The sequence below is a fragment of the Mucilaginibacter sp. genome, assembly GCF_041088075.1.
Classification (GTDB): Bacteria; Bacteroidota; Bacteroidia; order Sphingobacteriales; family Sphingobacteriaceae; genus Mucilaginibacter_A.
In genome coordinates this window covers 37,816-55,925 of record NZ_JBGCVY010000022.1, presented here as the reverse complement: position 1 = coordinate 55,925, position 18,110 = coordinate 37,816, and the positions used below count along the sequence as shown (strand labels likewise).

General features: G+C 43.5%; 15 protein-coding genes and 1 riboswitch. Of the genes, 3 read left to right on the top strand and 12 right to left on the bottom strand.

From position 1 onward, the window contains the following. The first annotated feature begins 153 nt into the window (after positions 1-153). Together V5804_RS04415 and V5804_RS04410 are read left to right on the top strand one after the other, a co-directional pair. Positions 154-1,116 (top strand): isopenicillin N synthase family dioxygenase, encoded by a 963-nt coding sequence (locus V5804_RS04415; RefSeq protein ID WP_369590163.1) that lies wholly within the window; start codon positions 154-156, stop codon positions 1,114-1,116. Positions 1,117-1,264: 148 nt separating this feature from the next. Further along, positions 1,265-2,743, top strand: a complete 1,479-nt coding sequence (locus tag V5804_RS04410) for a glycosyltransferase family 39 protein (protein WP_369590162.1) — start codon at positions 1,265-1,267, stop codon at positions 2,741-2,743. Between the two features lie 225 nt (positions 2,744-2,968). Here the strand turns inward: V5804_RS04410 and V5804_RS04405 are convergent, their stop codons facing one another. The 12 genes from V5804_RS04405 to tilS all read right to left on the bottom strand — a co-directional run bounded on the left by V5804_RS04405 (position 2,969) and on the right by tilS (position 15,751). Continuing rightward, on the bottom strand, positions 2,969-3,418 hold the full coding sequence (locus V5804_RS04405) for a VOC family protein (RefSeq protein WP_369590161.1): 450 nt from the start codon (positions 3,416-3,418) through the stop codon (positions 2,969-2,971). 30 nt (positions 3,419-3,448) lie between these two features. Further along, on the bottom strand, positions 3,449-3,916 hold the full coding sequence (locus V5804_RS04400) for an Rrf2 family transcriptional regulator (RefSeq protein WP_369590160.1): 468 nt from the start codon (positions 3,914-3,916) through the stop codon (positions 3,449-3,451). A 59-nt stretch (positions 3,917-3,975) separates the two neighbouring features. Next, positions 3,976-5,481: a TSUP family transporter gene (locus V5804_RS04395; protein ID WP_369590159.1), complete on the bottom strand. Its 1,506-nt coding sequence runs from the start codon at positions 5,479-5,481 to the stop codon at positions 3,976-3,978. 15 nt (positions 5,482-5,496) lie between these two features. Then, on the bottom strand, positions 5,497-7,605 hold the full coding sequence (locus V5804_RS04390) for a HEPN domain-containing protein (RefSeq protein WP_369590158.1): 2,109 nt from the start codon (positions 7,603-7,605) through the stop codon (positions 5,497-5,499). Positions 7,606-7,700: 95 nt separating this feature from the next. After that, positions 7,701-8,897, bottom strand: coding sequence for a PLP-dependent aspartate aminotransferase family protein (locus V5804_RS04385; protein WP_369590157.1), 1,197 nt, complete (start codon positions 8,895-8,897; stop codon positions 7,701-7,703). Positions 8,898-8,903: 6 nt separating this feature from the next. Then, positions 8,904-9,317, bottom strand: coding sequence for an OsmC family protein (locus tag V5804_RS04380; protein WP_369590156.1), 414 nt, complete (start codon positions 9,315-9,317; stop codon positions 8,904-8,906). An 85-nt stretch (positions 9,318-9,402) separates the two neighbouring features. Continuing rightward, positions 9,403-10,650 carry a sulfate adenylyltransferase subunit 1 gene (locus V5804_RS04375; RefSeq protein ID WP_369590155.1) on the bottom strand — a complete coding sequence of 416 codons (1,248 nt, stop codon included), beginning with the start codon at positions 10,648-10,650 and terminating at the stop codon, positions 9,403-9,405. Positions 10,651-10,821: 171 nt separating this feature from the next. Next, positions 10,822-11,715: a sulfate adenylyltransferase subunit CysD gene (gene cysD / locus V5804_RS04370; RefSeq protein WP_369590154.1), complete on the bottom strand. Its 894-nt coding sequence runs from the start codon at positions 11,713-11,715 to the stop codon at positions 10,822-10,824. Further along, positions 11,712-12,473, bottom strand: coding sequence for a phosphoadenylyl-sulfate reductase (locus tag V5804_RS04365; protein ID WP_369590153.1), 762 nt, complete (start codon positions 12,471-12,473; stop codon positions 11,712-11,714). Before V5804_RS04365 ends, cysD begins: the two co-directional genes overlap by 4 nt. Positions 12,474-12,632: 159 nt before the next feature. Further along, a riboswitch (SAM riboswitch) is annotated at positions 12,633-12,737 on the bottom strand. 89 nt (positions 12,738-12,826) lie between these two features. After that, a complete protein-coding gene (locus tag V5804_RS04360; RefSeq protein WP_369590180.1) occupies positions 12,827-13,810 on the bottom strand; it encodes a YhcG family protein in 984 nt (327 codons plus the stop codon). 118 nt (positions 13,811-13,928) lie between these two features. Then, positions 13,929-14,414, bottom strand: coding sequence for a hypothetical protein (locus V5804_RS04355; RefSeq protein ID WP_369590152.1), 486 nt, complete (start codon positions 14,412-14,414; stop codon positions 13,929-13,931). Beyond that, positions 14,411-15,751 (bottom strand): tRNA lysidine(34) synthetase TilS, encoded by a 1,341-nt coding sequence (gene tilS, locus V5804_RS04350; protein WP_369590151.1) that lies wholly within the window; start codon positions 15,749-15,751, stop codon positions 14,411-14,413. The genes V5804_RS04355 and tilS overlap by 4 nt, the downstream gene beginning before the upstream one ends. A 53-nt stretch (positions 15,752-15,804) precedes the next feature. Between tilS and V5804_RS04345 the strand changes: the two genes are divergently transcribed. Next, positions 15,805-18,045: an OstA-like protein gene (locus V5804_RS04345; protein WP_369590150.1), complete on the top strand. Its 2,241-nt coding sequence runs from the start codon at positions 15,805-15,807 to the stop codon at positions 18,043-18,045. The last annotated feature ends 65 nt before the right edge of the window (positions 18,046-18,110 follow it).

Sequence of the window (18,110 nt, the reverse complement as noted above, 5' to 3'; positions counted from 1 at the left end):
GATAATCAACAAAATCGTTTAATTTCCAGGCGGATATATCAGTCTGATGCTTCTTTTAGCACCATTTTTTCAGCAACAGTGAATTTGCCTATTTTGGCAACACCTGCTGCAATTGCATCAGAATAAGTATTTTTAGCAGCAAATTGTTCCTGTATGAAAACGATAAATATTCCCCGTGTAGATTTAAACACCTATATCAATGGTTCTGCCGATGACAAAAAAAGCTTTTCAAACGAAGTTGGCCAAGCCTTTAACGATACCGGTTTCATCACCGTGAGCAACCACGGTTTAAGCAAAGAGCTGATTGCCAAATTATACGAGCAGGTGCAAAAACTGTTTTCGTTGCCGGATGAAATCAAACTAAGTTACGAAAAACCCGAACTGGCCGGGCAGCGCGGCTACACCAGCAAAGGCCGCGAAAAAGCAAGAGACGCCAAAACACCGGATTTAAAAGAGTTTTGGCAAATCGGGCAAACGGTTACCGATGGCGACCCGGTGAAAGAATTATATCCTGAAAATTTAACGGTAAAAGAACTACCCGAATTTAACCCTGTAACCCGGGAAGTTTACCAGAAATTAGAACAGGCCGGCGAACATTTGCTGCGTGCCATCGCCGTTTATTTAGAACTGCCGGAGAATTATTTTGACGATAAAGTGCACAACGGCAATTCTATTTTGCGCGGCATCCATTATTTCCCGATAGAAAACCCCGATGCCGTTCCTGATGATGCCGTTCGTGCCGGCGCACACGAAGACATCAACCTGATTACTTTATTGATTGGTGCCAGTGCCGATGGATTGGAAGTGCTGACCCGCGAAGGCGAATGGTTTCCGGTAAAAGCACACGGCGAAGATATTGTGGTTAACGTAGGCGATATGCTGCAACGTTTAACCAACAACAAACTACGTTCTACTACGCATCGTGTGGTAAATCCGCCGCGCGAACTAATGAAAACTTCACGTTATTCGGTCCCGTTTTTCCTGCACCCAAAATCTACGGTTAGTTTGGCTTGTTTGGATACTTGCATTGACGAAGCGCATCCAAAAGCTTATCCGGATGCAACTGCGGGCGAATATTTGGATGAACGGTTAAGGGAGATTGGATTGAAGATGTAAGATTTTAGGTGATAAAAGAAGCATTAGGAAATGGATAAACCGGCCGTTTTGTCATTTCGACCGTAGGGAGAAATCTTCTTTAAAGCAATAAAAATCCTTTCAATTTGATGAAGATCTCTCCCTACGGTCGAGATGACAAAATGCAAAAATGAATATCATTCACAACTTTTACAAACAGCATCCTTTTCTCGCCATCCTGTTCGCCTTCCAGCTTTTCCGCTTGCTGTTGCTGCCGTTTTTTGGGATGATGCCGCAAGATGCTTACTACGATTTTTACGGCGAGCACTTGGCTTGGTCTTACTTCGACCACCCGGGCATGATCGGTTATTTACTTCGTTTATTCACCACCATTTTTGGGAAACACGTTTTCGTCATCAAGCTGGCCGATTTTACCGTAACCAGCTTAACACTTTTTGCTTTTTATAAATTGGCCGGTTGTTTTTTGCCGAAGCAAAAGCAAAATTTGGCGTTGGTACTGATCGGTTCAACTTTCCTGGTTTCTATCCTTTCCACCATTTCCACGCCGGACGTTCCGCTTTTACTATTTTGGACATTGAGTTTAATTGCGCTTTACCATGCTGTTTTTAGGCAGCAAAAATTGTACTGGCTGCTGGCCGGTTTGCTGATGGGATTGGCTTTCGATAGTAAATACACGGCCGTTTTGCTGCAAATCGGTTTGATCTTGTTCCTGATTTTTTCCAATCAATATCGAAAGTTGCTGCTTTCCGGCTGGCTGTGGCTGTGTTTGCTGGTGTCGGTTCTGGTAACATTCCCGGTTTTTTACTGGAATTACCAGCATCATTTTGCCTCGTTTTTGTTCCAGTCCGCCAACAGGACAGGCGATATTGCCAAATTCCAACTCAAACCAAAACTGTTTTTGGGGACGATCGGCACACAACTCTTTCTGCTGCTTCCGGTAGCGTTCTTCGGATTGGTTGCACTTACTTTTAAAACCATCAAAAAAGTGCTGGTTAAATGGCAACTGCCAACCGACCCGATACTGTTTTTACTGTGCTTTTTTTTGCCTGCGTTTCTGGGCTTCTTTTTGATCAGCCTGTTTTATTGGGTCAAAATCAATTGGATGATGCCTTCCTACATTACCGGTTTTATTTTTCTGGCGATCTTTATTTCCCGAAAGTCTGTCCGGATCAACGTTTGGATAGCGGCCGTTTTGCACCTCGCTTTTGCCATCGAAGTTATTTTTTATCCTGTGCAAATTAAAAGCGATGACACTTGGTTTGGTTGGAAGCAACTGGCAAACCGGGTAGAAATCCTACAAAAAACTTATCCCAACACGTTTATTTTTTCTGCCGATGGTTATAAAACCAGTGCCGAACTCAGCTTTTTCCTTCCCCAAAAAATCTATGCGCAAAACATCTTTCACCAACCGGCTTTACAGTTTGATTATGTGGGCGATAACATGCTTCTTTTAGCAGGTAAAAATGCGCTTTTTGTTGATTCTGATCCTGGTTTCAAAAACACGGATAAACACGGAACTATTCCGCCCGAATTGAAATTGTATTTTGAGGATGTGCAGGAATTAAATCCTATCATTATCAAAAATGGAAATGCCAATGCGCGGAAGTTTTGGGTTTATTATTGTGTGGGTTATAAAGTTCGCAAGTAATTTGTCATCCTGAACTTGTTTCAGGATCCCTCATGCAAATTTAAAAACCAATCTTGTGGGATGCCGAAACAAGTTCGGCATGACAAAAACATCAACACCAATTTTTACCTCGTAAAAGAAGTATTCGTTTTTCGTTCTGAACTTATTTCAAAAACTTCTCAAGACAGAAAGTTAAATTACTTTTCATGTGGGATGCCGAAACAAGTTCGGCATGACTGAAAACCTTTATCCGTCATAAGCTTTTTGCAAATCCGCAATTAAAATCTTGTTCATTTGCATCATCGCCTGCATTACGCGTTTTGATTTTTCGGGATATTTATCCTGCATCAATTGGCCCAAAGCCGAAGGAATAATTTGCCAGGAAACACCATACTTATCTTTCAACCAGCCGCAACGCCCTTTTTCGCCGCCTTCCGAAAGCTTTTCCCACAATCCATCCACTTCCTGCTGCGTTTCGCAATTCACCAACAAAGAGATGCCTGGCGAAAAAGTAAAATGCGGGCCGCCATTCAACGCATAAAAGTTTTGTCCGAATAATTGAAAGGTTACCGAAAAAACCGTTTCGCCATTTCTGCTGATGCTGTTGATTTTTGCATCTTTAAAAACAGCAACATACAGGTTTACGGCTTCTTCGGCCTGGTTGTTAAAAGTTAAAAAGGTTGTGATTTTTTGCATGGTATATCATCAATTATAAATAACAAAATCCTATCCCACCACCCGATCATCCGCCACTTTCCCTTCTGCCTTCGCCAACGTATCTTCCCGCTTTACCATATTGGCAATGCTCGTATCGCCCAAAATCTTCAACGTTGCATCGCGTACGTTGGCCATCACATCGCGGATGCCGCAGTAATGCTCGTCCACACATTCGGCACATTTCTCGTAAAAATTTAAACTCACGCAAGGCAGCAAAGCAATCGGCCCGTCAATCACGCGGATAATAGCCGAAAGCTTAATTTCTTCGGCTGATTTAAGCAGATAATAGCCGCCGCCCGCACCTTTTTTACTGCTTAAAAATCCTCCACGCTTTAGTTCCAGTAAAATGGCTTCCAAAAATTTTTTGGGCAGCTGGTCGCCTTTGGCAATATCAGCAATCAGCATCGGCTTGTTTTCGGTATTCCGGGCCAACGCCATCAAGGCTTTTACAGCGTATTTTGTTTTTTTGGTGAGCAATGGCTTAAAGGTTTAATCTGGAGCAATCCAACAAAAATAAAGAATTTTAGCGATTGTTTTTAGATGAACAAAGACGATACAATTCGCAGCGAAACCAAAATAACCACCACGCCAACAAACAGCATCAGTGTTTTTACCGGTAATTTATTGGAGATGCGGACCGCTATCGGCGCGGCAATCATTCCGCCCAAAACCAACCCCAAAATAACCTGGAAATGGTGCAAACCTATGAGCAAAATAAAGGTAACGGCGCTGGTAAAAGCCACGCAGCCTTTGGTTAAGGTAGAAGTGCCGATGGTGTAACGCACGTTTCGGCCGCCGGCAATTAACCCGGTGGTAACAATCGGTCCCCAGCCGCCGCCGCCAATAGCGTCCAGTAAACCCCCAATCCCGGCCAGCAAACCAATCTTTTTAATTTTAGTAGTTGGGCGTGTTTTGTTTAGTGCTTTGCGGATAATCAGCACGCCCAGAAATAAAGTATAACAGCCCACAACCGGTTTTAAATACTGGCTGTATTGATGCAATGAAGATAAAATAGTAGCACCGGCAACGGCACCAATAATTCCCGGGATCAACAGTTTTTTAAAGAGTTTAAAGTTGACGTTGCCTGATTTCCAGTGCATTAAACCGGAAGCACCATTGTTAAAAACTTCGGAAGCATGAACACTGGCACTTGCCGCGGCAGGCGGAATGCCCAGCGAAAGCAAAAAAGTGGTAGAAGTTACGCCGTAAGCCATACCGCAGGCACCGTCAATCAGCGAAGCGGTAAAACCGCCCAGCATGTACAGCAACAATTGCTGGTTAAACTGTGCGCTCAGCCAATCCTGCACGTTTAAAATGCGTTCGTGGTTAAGGTAAGTGAACAAGACATGGCCTAAAACCATCAAAGCAAAAGCCGATAAAATGGCCAAAGTAATGGCAACCGGGCGCGTAATTTTAACTTTCGCCGGTTGCTGCTGCTCATTCACCAAACCGGAAGTAATGGCGTTTAACTGTTTTACTTTGTCGGAAAAATCGCCGTTTAGCTTCTGGCGGATTTGCGTCATGTTCGTCAACACGTCGTTAATCTCTGCCGGAAAAGTTTCATTCAAAACTTCTTTAACACGTTTGGCCACCGTTGGCGATTTGCCGTTGGTTGAGATCGCAATTTTAAGATTACCTTTTTGTACAATGGAACTGAGGTAGAAATCGCACAAATCCGGCGTATCGGCAACGTTCACCAAAATCTTGTGCGCTTTGCAAAGCTGGTAAATTTGCCGGCTCACGTTTTTATCGTCAATAGCAACAATCACCAAATCTTTGGCCAGCAAATCGGTTTCTGCAAAAGCACGTTCCTCAAACGGAATGCTTCTTTTATCGGCATAATTTTTGATTTCCACAGAAACCTCGCGCCCAACCAGTTTCACATTGGCTTCAGGGCAGTTGCCAAAAATCGCTTCCAGCTTTTCCATCGCCACATAACCGCCGCCAACCAGCAAAATATTCAGCTTGTCCGGCTTTAAAAAAACCGGAAAAAGCGTGTTCACTTCAACTGTTTTTGCGGTAAGTGCTTCGTCGGTTGCCATGCTGTTTTTAGCAGGTTAAATTATGGTTTTCTCCAAAAGTTGTGCATTGCGGAAATCGGCTGCCTTTTGCTTGAACAATTTGGACTGCTCAATATAATAAGCGGCAAACTCTTCGCCCGGTTCCTGCTGGTTGATCTGGTAAACCAAATCTTCAAAACTTAAATGCAGCTCGATTTTATTGTTTGCCACAAAGTTTTGGTCGAAATCCGTGATGATGCCAGCCTGCGTATTGGTTTTGATATTTTCAGAAATCAGCATCGCTTTTGCCGTGTGCACAAAAGCGGAATAAGCGTAATAAATGGCATCGGCAAAATCTTGTGCCTTAAAAGAAGCATCTGCATTGTCCAGTTTTTCTTCGGATTCCAACAAAAGAGTCGCCACCAAATCAATCATCACACCGGCACATTCGCCCACACCAATTTCGGTTTTGTATGGTTCAGAATGTTCCCAATCGATAAAATCATCCGGCTTAACCGTTTTGGTATCGCCCAAAGGGTTCAGCAAATCATAAAAATAAATTTTACCCTGACGGTTATAATATTGGTTAAACAATTCGCCTTCAATGGAATTGGTTTGATAATCGTGCAACAAATCGCGCAGCACTTGCGGCCCTCTTTTGCTTGGTACTTTAATTACTTTATCCGCAGCAACGCCTGCACCGTTCCCGGTTGGGCCGCCGCCGAGAAGCACTTGTAAAGCAGGCGCAACCATCTTGTCAATCTTCATGCTCGAACCGTGGAAACCGATGCTGGCCATCGCATGTTGCGCGCAGGAATTGATGCAACCGCTGATCTTGATCTTGATATCGGTATTGTAAATCAAATCCGGAAACTCGTTTTTGATCACTTTCTCCAGTTCGCGCGTGATGCCGGTGCTGTTGGAAATTCCCAGATTACAGGTATCCGTTCCGGGGCAGGAAGTAATATCGGCCATGCTTTCAAAACCGGGTTCGGCCAGGTTCAGCTTGTTCAGTTCTTCAAAAACGTAGGGCAAATTTTCTTCGCGAACGAATTTCAGTAACATGCCTTGAGTGTTGGTTAAACGAATATCATCGGCCGCTGCTGTTTTTACTAAGTGAATTAATTGCCGTGCAATTGGCGTTTTTATGTCTCCGTTTTGAATGCGCAAACCAATGGCGACAAAATCCGGTTGTTTTTGCGGGAAGACGTTGGTTTTAAGCCATTGCTCATATTTCAAAGGATTGCTGATTTCGGCACTTAAAATTTCCTGGTTTGGGATAACCGTTTCGTGCTCAAACGTGCTGATCTCAAAAGTTTTATTCTTTAAAGCCAAACGTTCTGCTTCTGCCAAACGGATCAATTCTTCGGCACCAATTTCCTGTACCATATATTTCATCCGTGCTTTATGGCGTTTGTTGCGTTCACCGTAGCGGTCAAAAATCCGCAGCACAGCTTCTGCAAAAGGAATGATCTGGTTTACGGGCATAAAATCGGTAACCGCATCAGACATGTACGGCTGCGAACCTAAACCTCCGCCAATCACTACCCTGAAACCTCTTATTTCTATGCCATTCTCAATTTTCACCTTTGGGATAAAACCCAGATCGTGCATGAAAGCAAAGGCAGAATCATCCTCGGAAGAAGAAAAAGCGATCTTAAACTTGCGGCCCATTTCCTGACAAATCGGGTTTCGCAAAAAATAAGCAAAAACCGCATGTGCGTAAGGCGAAACATCAAAAGGTTCTTTTGGGTCAATGCCGGCCATCGCCGAAGCGGTTACGTTGCGAACGGTATTTCCACAGGCTTCACGCAAAGTAATATCGTCTTCTTCCAGTTCGGCCCACAATTGCGGCGTCCTATCTAAACTAACAAAGTGGATTTGAATATCCTGCCGGGTGGTGATGTGCAGGTTTCCGGTTGCATATTCATCAGAAACATCGCTGATCTTGCTCAATTGCTGCGTCGAAATTTTTCCGTAAGGCAATTTGATGCGCACCATTTGCACGCCTTGCTGCCGCTGGCCGTAAACGCCGCGCGCCAAACGCAGGCTGCGGAATTTCTCATCATCTATTTTTCCTTCACGAAACAAACGGATCTTTTTCTCCAGGTCCAGAATGTCTTTTTCCACCACGGGGTTTTCCAATTCGGTTCTAAAACTCTGCATTTTACTCTATAGAATTAATATACAATTATTGGATTTTTATACCGATAAAAGAAGCATTGAAATCCGATACTTCTTTTACCGGCATAAATTTTACTTTAGTGCGATGCTTCCACCGGCTCCAAAACCGAGGCTTTCAACGCTTGCTCAATATCTTGCAAAATATCATCAACATGCTCCAATCCGATGGACAAACGAATAGTTCCCTGCTGGATACCAACTTCATTGCGCTGTTCTTCCGTCAATTTTGAATGTGTACTCGAAGCCGGATGTGTTGCGATGGAACGTGTATCGCCCAAATTAGCCGAGATCGAAAACATTTTTAGTGAATCCAAAAATTTGGCTGCCCGTTCCAAACCACCTTTCGGGATAAAAGTGATGATGCCGCCGCCTTGTTTCATTTGTTTTTTGGCAATTTCGTACTGCGGATGCGAAGGCAGAAAAGGATATTTTACCAATTCCACTTCCGGGTTTGCTTCCAAAGCTGTGGCAACTTTCAGCGCGCTTTCGCAATGCCGGTCCATTCGAACGGCCAATGTTTCCAGGCTTTTGCTTAAAATCCAGGAATTAAACGGCGACAAAGCCGGGCCGGAATGCCTTGCAAAACCTTCAATTTCGCGGATCAGTTCGCTTCGGCCTAAAATAATCCCGCCTAAAGCACGGCCTTGCCCGTCTATGTATTTTGTGGCCGAATGGATGGACAAATCCGTTCCGTATTTAATCGGTTGTTGCAGGTAAGGCGTTGCAAAACAGTTATCTACCACCAGCAACGTTTGGTGTTTTTTGGCGAAGTTGCCCAGCCATTCCAAATCAATAATATCAATGCCGGGGTTGGAAGGCGTTTCCACAAAAATCATTTTGGTGTTGGGCTGGATGGCCGCTTCCCATTGCTCGGTTTTATCGAGATCAGCATACGTATAACTGATGCCCCATTTTGGCAAAATATTGTTGAGCAACTGGTGCGTAGAACCAAAAACCGAACGACTCGAAAGCACATGGTCGCCCTGTTTTAAAAATGTAGCGAAAGTGGTAAAAATAGCCGCCATGCCGGTTGCCGTTGCCCAGCCGTCTTCCGCGCCTTCCAAAATCGCCATTTTGGTGATAAATTCATCCACGTTCGGGTTGGCGTAACGGCTGTAAATATTGCCTTCCTGTTCGCCGGTAAACAACGCGCGCATTTCTTCCGCATCGTCAAACTTGTAGCTGGAAGTCATGTAAATCGGCACAGAATGTTCTTTGTACTGGCTGCGTTCTAATTGGGTTCGAACGGCTTGTGTTTCAAAATGCTGACTCATTGGTATTTAGTTGAGCTTGTAGGAAAAATTAATTTTTGCGGTTTTATTCAGAATTTGAGCAACAGAACAATACTTATCGAAAGTCAATTCCAAAGCCCGCTGTATTTTTGCTTCGTTTACCTGCCCAAAAACATGAAACTCAATATCAATAGTTTCAAACAAAGATGGCTCCTTTCCTTCAAAACGTTTGCCGTTGATGCTGATTTGCAAATCTTCCAGCGGTTCTTTTTGTTTTTTCAGGATCGAAATCATATCAATCGCGCTACATCCGCCCAAACCTGCCAGCAATGTTTCCATCGGCCTGAAACCCTGGTTTTCGCCGCCAATTGCCGGGCTGGAATCCATATTCAACGTATTGCCTTGTTCGTTTAACGCTTCAAAATGGTAAGCTTTATTTTTTCTGCTGAGGTTGATTTGCATTTTTTTATGTGGGGGCGATTCATGAATCGCCCTTGTTAATGTAATTGGATCAATAGGGCGATTCATGAATCGCCCCTACACGCGTTTAAACAATTATTCCCGCCGCCACCGTGTTTTTTGTTTGTTCGTTGATTAAAATGAAAGAACCGTTGGCCTGATTTTGTTCATAAGCATCGAAAAAAAGTGGTTGCGCGGTTTTGATTTTTACGCGTGCAATATCGTTTAGTTTGATGGTTTTAGTCCCCGTATCTTTATTTAAAGTGCTGGTATGGACGATGTAATCCACTTCTCTGACAATCGCTTTGATCAGATTGTGGCTGTGTTCGATCAGATATTTTCCGCCCTGAATCAAAGGCTGCACGTCCATCCAGCAAATATCGGCCGTAATTTCTTTATCAATTTGCGGCGGGTTTGCTGTTTTTACCAGCATATTTCCGCGGGTTACGTCCACCTCATCTTCCAACAATAACGTAACGGACGAATTAGTTTCCGCCGTTTCCAGATCGCCATCAAACGTAACCACTTGTTTTACTTTCGATTTTTGTTGGGAAGGCAGCACCGTAACTTCCTCGCCAACTTTAAAATCTCCGCTGATCACCCTTCCCGCATAACCGCGGTAATCATGAAATTCTTCGGAATGCGGACGGATGACATATTGAACAGGGAAACGCGCATCTTTTTTGTTCACATGGCTGTTAACGTCCACATTTTCTAAATAATGCAACAACGATTTCCCTGTGTACCACGGCATATTTTCGGATTCGTTCACCACGTTGTCGCCTTTTAAGGACGAGATCGGGATGAACGTAATGTTTTGTTTAAAGTTGGGGAAACCTTGCGTAAATTGCAGGAATGCTTCTTTTATCGCCTCAAATTTTGCCTGCTTAAAATCCACCAAATCCATTTTGTTGACGGCTACGACAATCTCCGGAATCTGCAGCAAATTAGCGATAAAAAAATGCCGTTGCGTTTGCTCGATCACACCTTTTCGCGCATCAATCAAAATAATAGAAAGCCGCGAATTGGACGCGCCGGTAACCATGTTGCGTGTATATTCAACGTGTCCGGGCGTATCGGCGATGATAAATTTGCGGTTGGCCGTAGCAAAATAAATATGCGCCACATCAATGGTGATGCCTTGCTCACGCTCGGCACTTAAACCGTCGGTCAGCAAAGAAAGGTCTAAATAATCAAAGCCTTTGCGTTTGCTGGCTGTTTCCACGGCTTCCAACTGGTCTTCGGTTAGCGAACCGGTATCGTACAACAACCTGCCGATGAGCGTGCTTTTGCCATCATCTACACTACCCGCGGTTGAAAATTTTAAAAGTTCCATGTTGATTTTTTGGTGATAAAAACAGTATATGTGTTTTTGATACTGTTTTTATCAATGTTTTTTATGTGGAGAAGGACACACCCCTGACCCCTCTCGAGAGGGGAAGTATGGCGGCTACCTTTCTACCTTTCACCTTTTGCCTTACTACCTTCCACCCTCCTACCTTTCGCCTTAAAAATATCCTGCCAGTTTCCGTTTTTCCATCGCCGCTTCAGAACGTTTATCATCCATCCTCGCTCCCCGTTCTGAAATACGGGAAGATTTAATTTCCTCAATAATATCATCCAAAGTTCCGGCGGTAGAAGAAACAGCAGCGGTACAAGTCATATCACCAACGGTACGGAAACGCACATCTTTGGTAAAAACTTCTTCGCCATCCATATTTAAATATTCGGAATACGGGAAAAGCTGGCCATCACGTACCAAAACTTCGCGCGGATGGGTGAAATATATACTTGGCAAATCCAATTTCTCCTGTTTGATATAATTCCAAACATCCAGTTCCGTCCAGTTGCTGATCGGGAAACAACGCACATTTTCACCATAATTGATTAGGCCGTTTAAATGTCCCCACAATTCCGGCCGCTGGCGTTTCGGTTCCCAGGAACCAAACTCATCACGAACCGAGAAAATACGTTCTTTGGCACGCGCTTTTTCTTCGTCGCGCCGTGCGCCGCCGATGCAGGCATCAAACTTAAATTCTTCAATCGTATCCAAAAGCGTTACCGTTTGCAGACTGTTCCGGCTGGCATATTTTCCGGTTTCTTCGGTTGCTTTTTTCTGGTTGATGCTGTCCTGCACGTAACGAACGATCAGTTGGGCACCAACTTTTCCGACCAATTGATCGCGAAATTCAATCGTTTCGGGGAAGTTGTGTCCGGTATCAATATGCACCAGCGGAAACGGAAATTTGGCGGGATAAAAAGCTTTTCGCGCCAGATGAACCAGCGTGATCGAGTCTTTTCCGCCCGAAAACAGCAAAGCAAGCCGCTCAAATTGCGCAGCCACTTCGCGCATAATATAAATGGATTCTTCTTCCAGTTCTTTTAAATGGTTGGAAATCATGAATGTAAGTCGTTTTGTGTTAATTCCGGGTCGGTAATATCAGCCAGTATTTTGGTTTGATGCAAGCCGCATTCTTTTTTAGAATCTTCCCACCACCAGCGGCCGGCACGTGGGTCTTCGCCAAAATGGATGGCACGCGTGCAAGGCGCGCAGCCGATGCTTAAAAAACCCTGATCGTGTAATTTGTTGTAAGGCGTGTTGTTTTGCTGAACGAAATCGGCCACATCCTGGTCGCTGCAGTGCAGCAGCGGGTTGAATTTGATGAGTTGAAAAGCATCGTCCCACTCAAACATCTTAAAGTTTTGCCGATTTACGGATTGCGCCGCACGAACGCCCGTAACCCAAACCGCCACGCCTTGTAATGCTCTTTTTAACGGCTCAATTTTGCGGATGCGGCAACATTCTTTTCGGTTATCAACGGACAAATACATGCTGTTAATGCCTTTTTCTCTTACAAAATTCTGAATTTCTTCGGCATCCGGATAATAAGGGTCAATTTGCAAATCAAAAGCATTTGCCGTGGCCGACCAAACTTCGTACGTTTCGTTAAAAAGCCGACCGGTGTCCAACGTAAAAACCTTCATCGGGATTTTATTTTTTCCGATCACATGTGTAATCACCTGGTCTTCCATCCCAAAAGAAGTGGAAAAAGCAACCTGCCCCGGAAAACGCGCTGCCACCAATTGCAATGCTTCTTTTAGCGGTATATTTTTAACCTCTTTTTTCAGTTGCAGGAGTTTAGTTTGAACTTCCGTCATATAATCTATGGATTTTGTGGGGTATTTGCTCCTGCTGTTTTCCGATTGATTTCTTTTGTTTTCATCAATATAAATTATGGATAAAACCTAAACAAAAGCCTTTGTCAATGATGGCAGGCGTACAAAAAAGGGTGGTAAAAACAGTTCTTTTCATTTTTCAATTTATAGTCCTCCTTGCGGAGCAGGATTTGGCACCTTGCATCACAAATTTGCGGGTTGCCAGAGGGTTTTAGAGCCTGACCTCTCACCTCTTCTGTATAAACCAAACTTTGATAGTGTGGAGTGCTGCAAATATAAGTTTTTTATGAGGAGTGGCAAGTGGGGCGGTGTGAGGGGAAAGTAAAAATTAAGGCTTATTCATGTTTAACGTTTAATAGTTTTAACCTTATTTTTTCCCTTTCTATTTCTGTAATCAATTCTGCTTCTGTGGGAAGATATGGTTTGTATTTTGCAGCAAACAGTGCAGGATTATCATTCATTACAGAATATTTTACTACCGTTTCGCTTTTTTCCATACAAAGAATAATACCAATGGTAGGGTTATCGCCTTCGGTTTTTTTCAAGTCATCAAACATTCTGCGGTACATATCCATCTGCCCAATATCCTGATGCGACAACTTTCCTGCTTTAAGGTCAATCAAAACAAAACATTTGAGCAGATAATTGTAAAAAACGAGATCAATATAGTAATGCTCTGTTTCTGAACTGATCCTAAATTGCCTTCCTACAAAGGAAAATCCTTTGCCTAATTCTAACAAAAACTGTTGGAGGTTTTCGATAAGAGCCGTTTCTATTTCCTTTTCTGATGAAGTAAATGGTTGGGGAATATTTAAAAACTCAAAAACATAAGGGTCTTTTATAAAGTCGGCAGGATTTGATTTTTCTAATGATTGGCTATCCGTTAAACTCTTCTGCCCTTTTTGCGAAGAAAGCAAGCGCTGATAGTAAAGTGTATCCAAATTACGTTCCAAAGCCCTTACACTCCATCCTTGCTCTGCTGCTTCTTTTAGATACCAATTTCGGGCATCAGTATCATCAATCCTCATGATTAACCTGTTATGGCTCCAGGTTAATTTGCTACACAGTGTGTAGCAAATCTTCTGGTTAGGATAAGTTAGATAAAACTGCCTGAAGTTACGAAGATTAGCAGCGGAAAACCCCTTTCCAAATTCAGTAGTAAGTGCTATTGATAATTCCTTTAAAACCTGCCCACCGTATGCTGCACGCTTTTCCCCTTCTTGTTCTTGTTCTACAATCCGTTTGCCTATTTGCCAATAAGCTTGTACCATTGAAGCGTTAATGGCAGTATATGCTGTTTGTCGCGCTTTAGATAAAATTTCTTTTATGTCTTGGATATAGGTGTTAACTATTTAAAGTACTTGGTTTAGCTGGATAAATATTTAAGTGCAAATTTTCAAACCGTTAACAATTGACTATGAACTATTAACAAAAAAATTAACGCTTCCCCATTTCCCCCAAAATCGCCCGTTCCAATTCATTTGGATATAGCGAACCGATGATATAAACCAAACCATCCCGGTCGGTTAAATGCACCGCACAATTGCCGCCGGTGTAAAAACGGATGGTCCCTTTTTTATGCAAATTGTAAACCGGGTTGTTTAGGATATAACGGCTATACGGTTTCTGCTCGACGTGGGTAATGCTGTTTAAGTCAATCTTGACCAATTGCGTGGTCCACAAACCGTCAACCAGCACACTTTTGTTAAGTACCCTGATACGGAAATGCAGCATAAAACCGATGATGATGGAAATCACCAAAATGCCGAAACCAACCACCAGCAGCAAATCACCGTTGCGCTCGCGCTCGGCGGTAAAAAAATAAATGGCAAAACAAAGGATGGCCAATGCCAAACGGATGGTGATCGGGATAAACTCGCGGCCGAGGTATTGCTTTTCGGTAAAAGCCGGTTTTGTGCTCATGTTACAAGGTTGGACAATTCGAAGATAACAACTTTTTTGGTTTGGGCGCGCACTTTGTACCGGTCGTCCAGCCGGAAACCACAAACCCAAATGATTTCCTGGTTGCCATTTACCAAAACAGGAACGTTCGATTTTTGGTGCAAAGGCAGCTTTTGGTGGATAAAAAAGTCGCTTAGTTTTTGGCGCTGCTGCATCCCCAGCGGGAAAAAATAATCGCCGGTTTGCCAGTTGCGCAAAGTGAGCGGGAAGATGATTTTTTCGGCATCAACGGAAGCTGCCATCGGGTTATTTTTAACGATCAAGGCTGAATCATCGTGCAAAAGCTTCAACTTAAAACCCTGGAAATGAATTTCGTTTTGGTTTTCCAAAATCAGCAATGCTTCTTTTATCAGTGTTTTTTTGGGATGGATAATGATTTCGGTCCGGTCTAAAATTAGTTGGTGCGATGGCGATTCAAAAACTTTTCCGGAGTGTTTTTCGAGGGAAAGCAGCAAATCTTTTACCACTTGTTCGCTAAAATTAAATTCGTGCAGCAAACCAAAAAGCAATAGTTTTTGTGGATTTAGTTGGCGAAGGCTTTCCAACTTGATCCGTGTTTCCAAATTTTGCCTGATAAAAACAGTATCGCGCAGTTGCTTCAACTGGTTTTCCAGCAAAGCTTCCAACTCGCGGAAACGCTCCAGGTTTTGTTCAAATGTTTTTTCGAGGTTTGGGTTGAGTTCTTTCAGCTTAGGCACTACTTCCAACCGGATTTTGTTGCGCGCATATTTGGTGGAAATGTTAGAACTGTCTTCCACAAAAGTCAGTTTTTCTTCAGCACAAATCTGGTCTATATTTTCTTTAGATAAAAACAGCATCGGCCTAACCAATTTTCCATTTTTCGGTAAAATTCCGTGCAGGCCGGCAATTCCGGTGCCGCGCGTTAAGTTTAACAAGATGGTTTCAACGGCGTCATTTTGGTGGTGCGCCAGGGCGATGCAATCATAATTGTGTTCGGCACAAAGTTGGTCGAACCATTCGTAACGCAATTTCCGCGCGGCCATTTGGATGGAAATGCTGTTTTTAGCGGCATAATTTTCGGTGTTAAATTCTGTTAAAAAAAACGGCACTTGCAACTGATCGGCTAAATTTGCAGTAAAATTTTGGTCGCGCTGTGATTCTTCTCCGCGGAGCAAAAAATTACAATGCGCTAGGGCAAATTTAAAGCCAGAACTTTTAAGCAGGTGCGCCAGTAAAACAGAATCTTTGCCGCCGCTCACTGCCGCCAGCACCAAATTTTGCGGGGTAAAAAGAGCATGCCGCTGGGCAAATTCCTGAAATTGTTGTACGGGAAGCATCAGGTTCAAATTTAATTGTTTTGGTTACCCGTTCAAAAATTTAATTTTGTGTTGTGCAGAAAATATTGATCACGTTTTGTTTGTTGCTGTTGGGCGGTTACGGTTGGGCGCAGCAAAAAAAAACGGCCAAAGTTAACCTGGTTTCTTCCAGCAGGACTGTGCTTTCTAAAAATAGAGATTTTCTGAAAGTTTACAACGGCACTTTTCAGCACGAAAACGCCACTTTGCAATCCGACAGCGCTTATTTTTACCCCCAAAAAAATGCTTTTGATGCTTTTGGCCACGTCGTTATCCATCAGGCTGATACGCTGAATATCTATTCTGATCTGCTAAACTACAACGGCAACACGCATATTGCCATCCTGACCAACCATGTTATTTTGGTGGATAAGGATGCCACGCTAACCACCGACCACCTTAATTACAACACGCAAACCCGCTACGGAACTTATGTTGAAGGCGGAAAACTCACCCAAAAAGAGAACACTTTGGTAAGCCGCAACGGTTATTATTTTGCTTTTTCGCGCGATGCTTATTTTCGGTACAATGTGGTTTTGACGGGAAAAGATGCGCTGGTAAAATCAGACACGATGCGTTACAACTCCAATTCCAAGATCGCTTACTTTTACGGGCCAACGCACATCTACCAAAAAACCGACACGTTGTACACCGAATTTGGCACGTACAACACGATTACGCAGCAAGCTTTGGGCACCAAAAACAACCGTTACGACAGCGGAAGCAGAACTTTAGTGGGCGATACTTTATTTTTTGACGACATAAAGGGTTTTGGCCGCGCCAATGGCCGCATTGTTTTTAACGATACCGAGCAACGCATCAACCTGCGCGGCGACTTGGCTAATTATTACAAAGCGCAGGAACGGACGGTGGTTACCAAAAACGCCTACGTGATTTTTGTAACCGAGCAGCGCGATTCGGTGAACCGCGATTCGCTGAAACATCCCGAAAAATATGCGGTAAAAGAAGCACCGGCAACTTCTGCAAAAACTTTAAACACCAAAAATAGTACGGTAAAAACAGCATCGCCCAAAAACCAACCAGTAGTCAATACCAAAAATAGTACGGTAAAAACAGCATCGCCAAAAAACCAACCCAAAGCCAACACCAAAAATAGTACGGTAAAAACAGCATCGCCAAAAAACGAACCGGCAAAAAGTTCTCCGGCAAAACTGGCTGTTGCTGAAAAACCGATCCGAACGCTGGTAAAAGATACGGTGATTACGAAACGGGATTCAATTTATATGACGGCCGATACGCTGGAAACGCAAATCCTTACTTTTAAAGCCGAAAAAGAAAGGCGCGAAAAAATGCGTTTATATGGGTTGCGCGATACTTCGATCAAAGCACGGTCGCGGCCAAAACCACGCATCAAAGGGAAAAACGAACTGGAAGCTGTGCAGCTTGATTTGCGGAACTTGCAGGACACCACTTACTGGCACCGCGAATTTTTTGGAAAAATGATTTTGCCGAAAGTAGAAAAAAAACGTGCGCCAGACACGGCCGCTTTGCGAAAACTGCGGATCGCACGACAGGATTCGATCAAAAAAGCGTTGGAAAAAGACCCGGTTTATGCTTCGCGGAAAGTGGTTTTGAGCGATACTTCCCGCGTTCGGAATATTACGGCCTGGCACCGCGCCAAAATATTTAAGTCTGATTTACAGGCTGTTGCCGATTCGATCACGTTCAGCAACAGCGATTCGTTAGTGCGCTTGTACATCAAACCGATTATCTGGGCGGAAGGTTCGCAGTTGACGGCCGATACGATTTTCCTTCAGCTTAAAAATAAAAAGCTGGACAATATGGATTTGATCCGTTCTTCTTTTGTGGTGAACACACAGGGTGATTCGTCGTACTTTAACCAGGTTTCGGGCAAAAAGATCAGGGGGATTTTCAGGAATAATAAACTGAGTACGCTTTTTGTGGACGGCAACGCCGAAAGTTTGTATTACACTTATGAGAACAACCAGTTTACCAACATGAACCATTCGCTGAGCAGCCGGATCAGGATCAACCTGAAAAACAACAAACCGAGTGAAATTGTACTTTTAAGCAAACCTGATGCTTTTATAACGCCTATCGGGCGATTAAAAGATGACGACAAATATTTAAAAGGCTTTATCTGGAAGCCAAAAGACCGGCCGGTTTCCAAAGAATCCATCATTCCGGGTTTGGCGCGAAAAGCTAAAAAAGCAGCGCCTCCGCCTAAACCAAAAGCAGTACCGCCGGTAATTGTAAAACCGGTTTTGGCCAGTCAAGCTACTTTAAAAAAGTAGGATGCTGTTTTTATGGCACCAATTTTTATGCGGTAAAAGAAGCATTGGTAAAAATTATTTTTAAA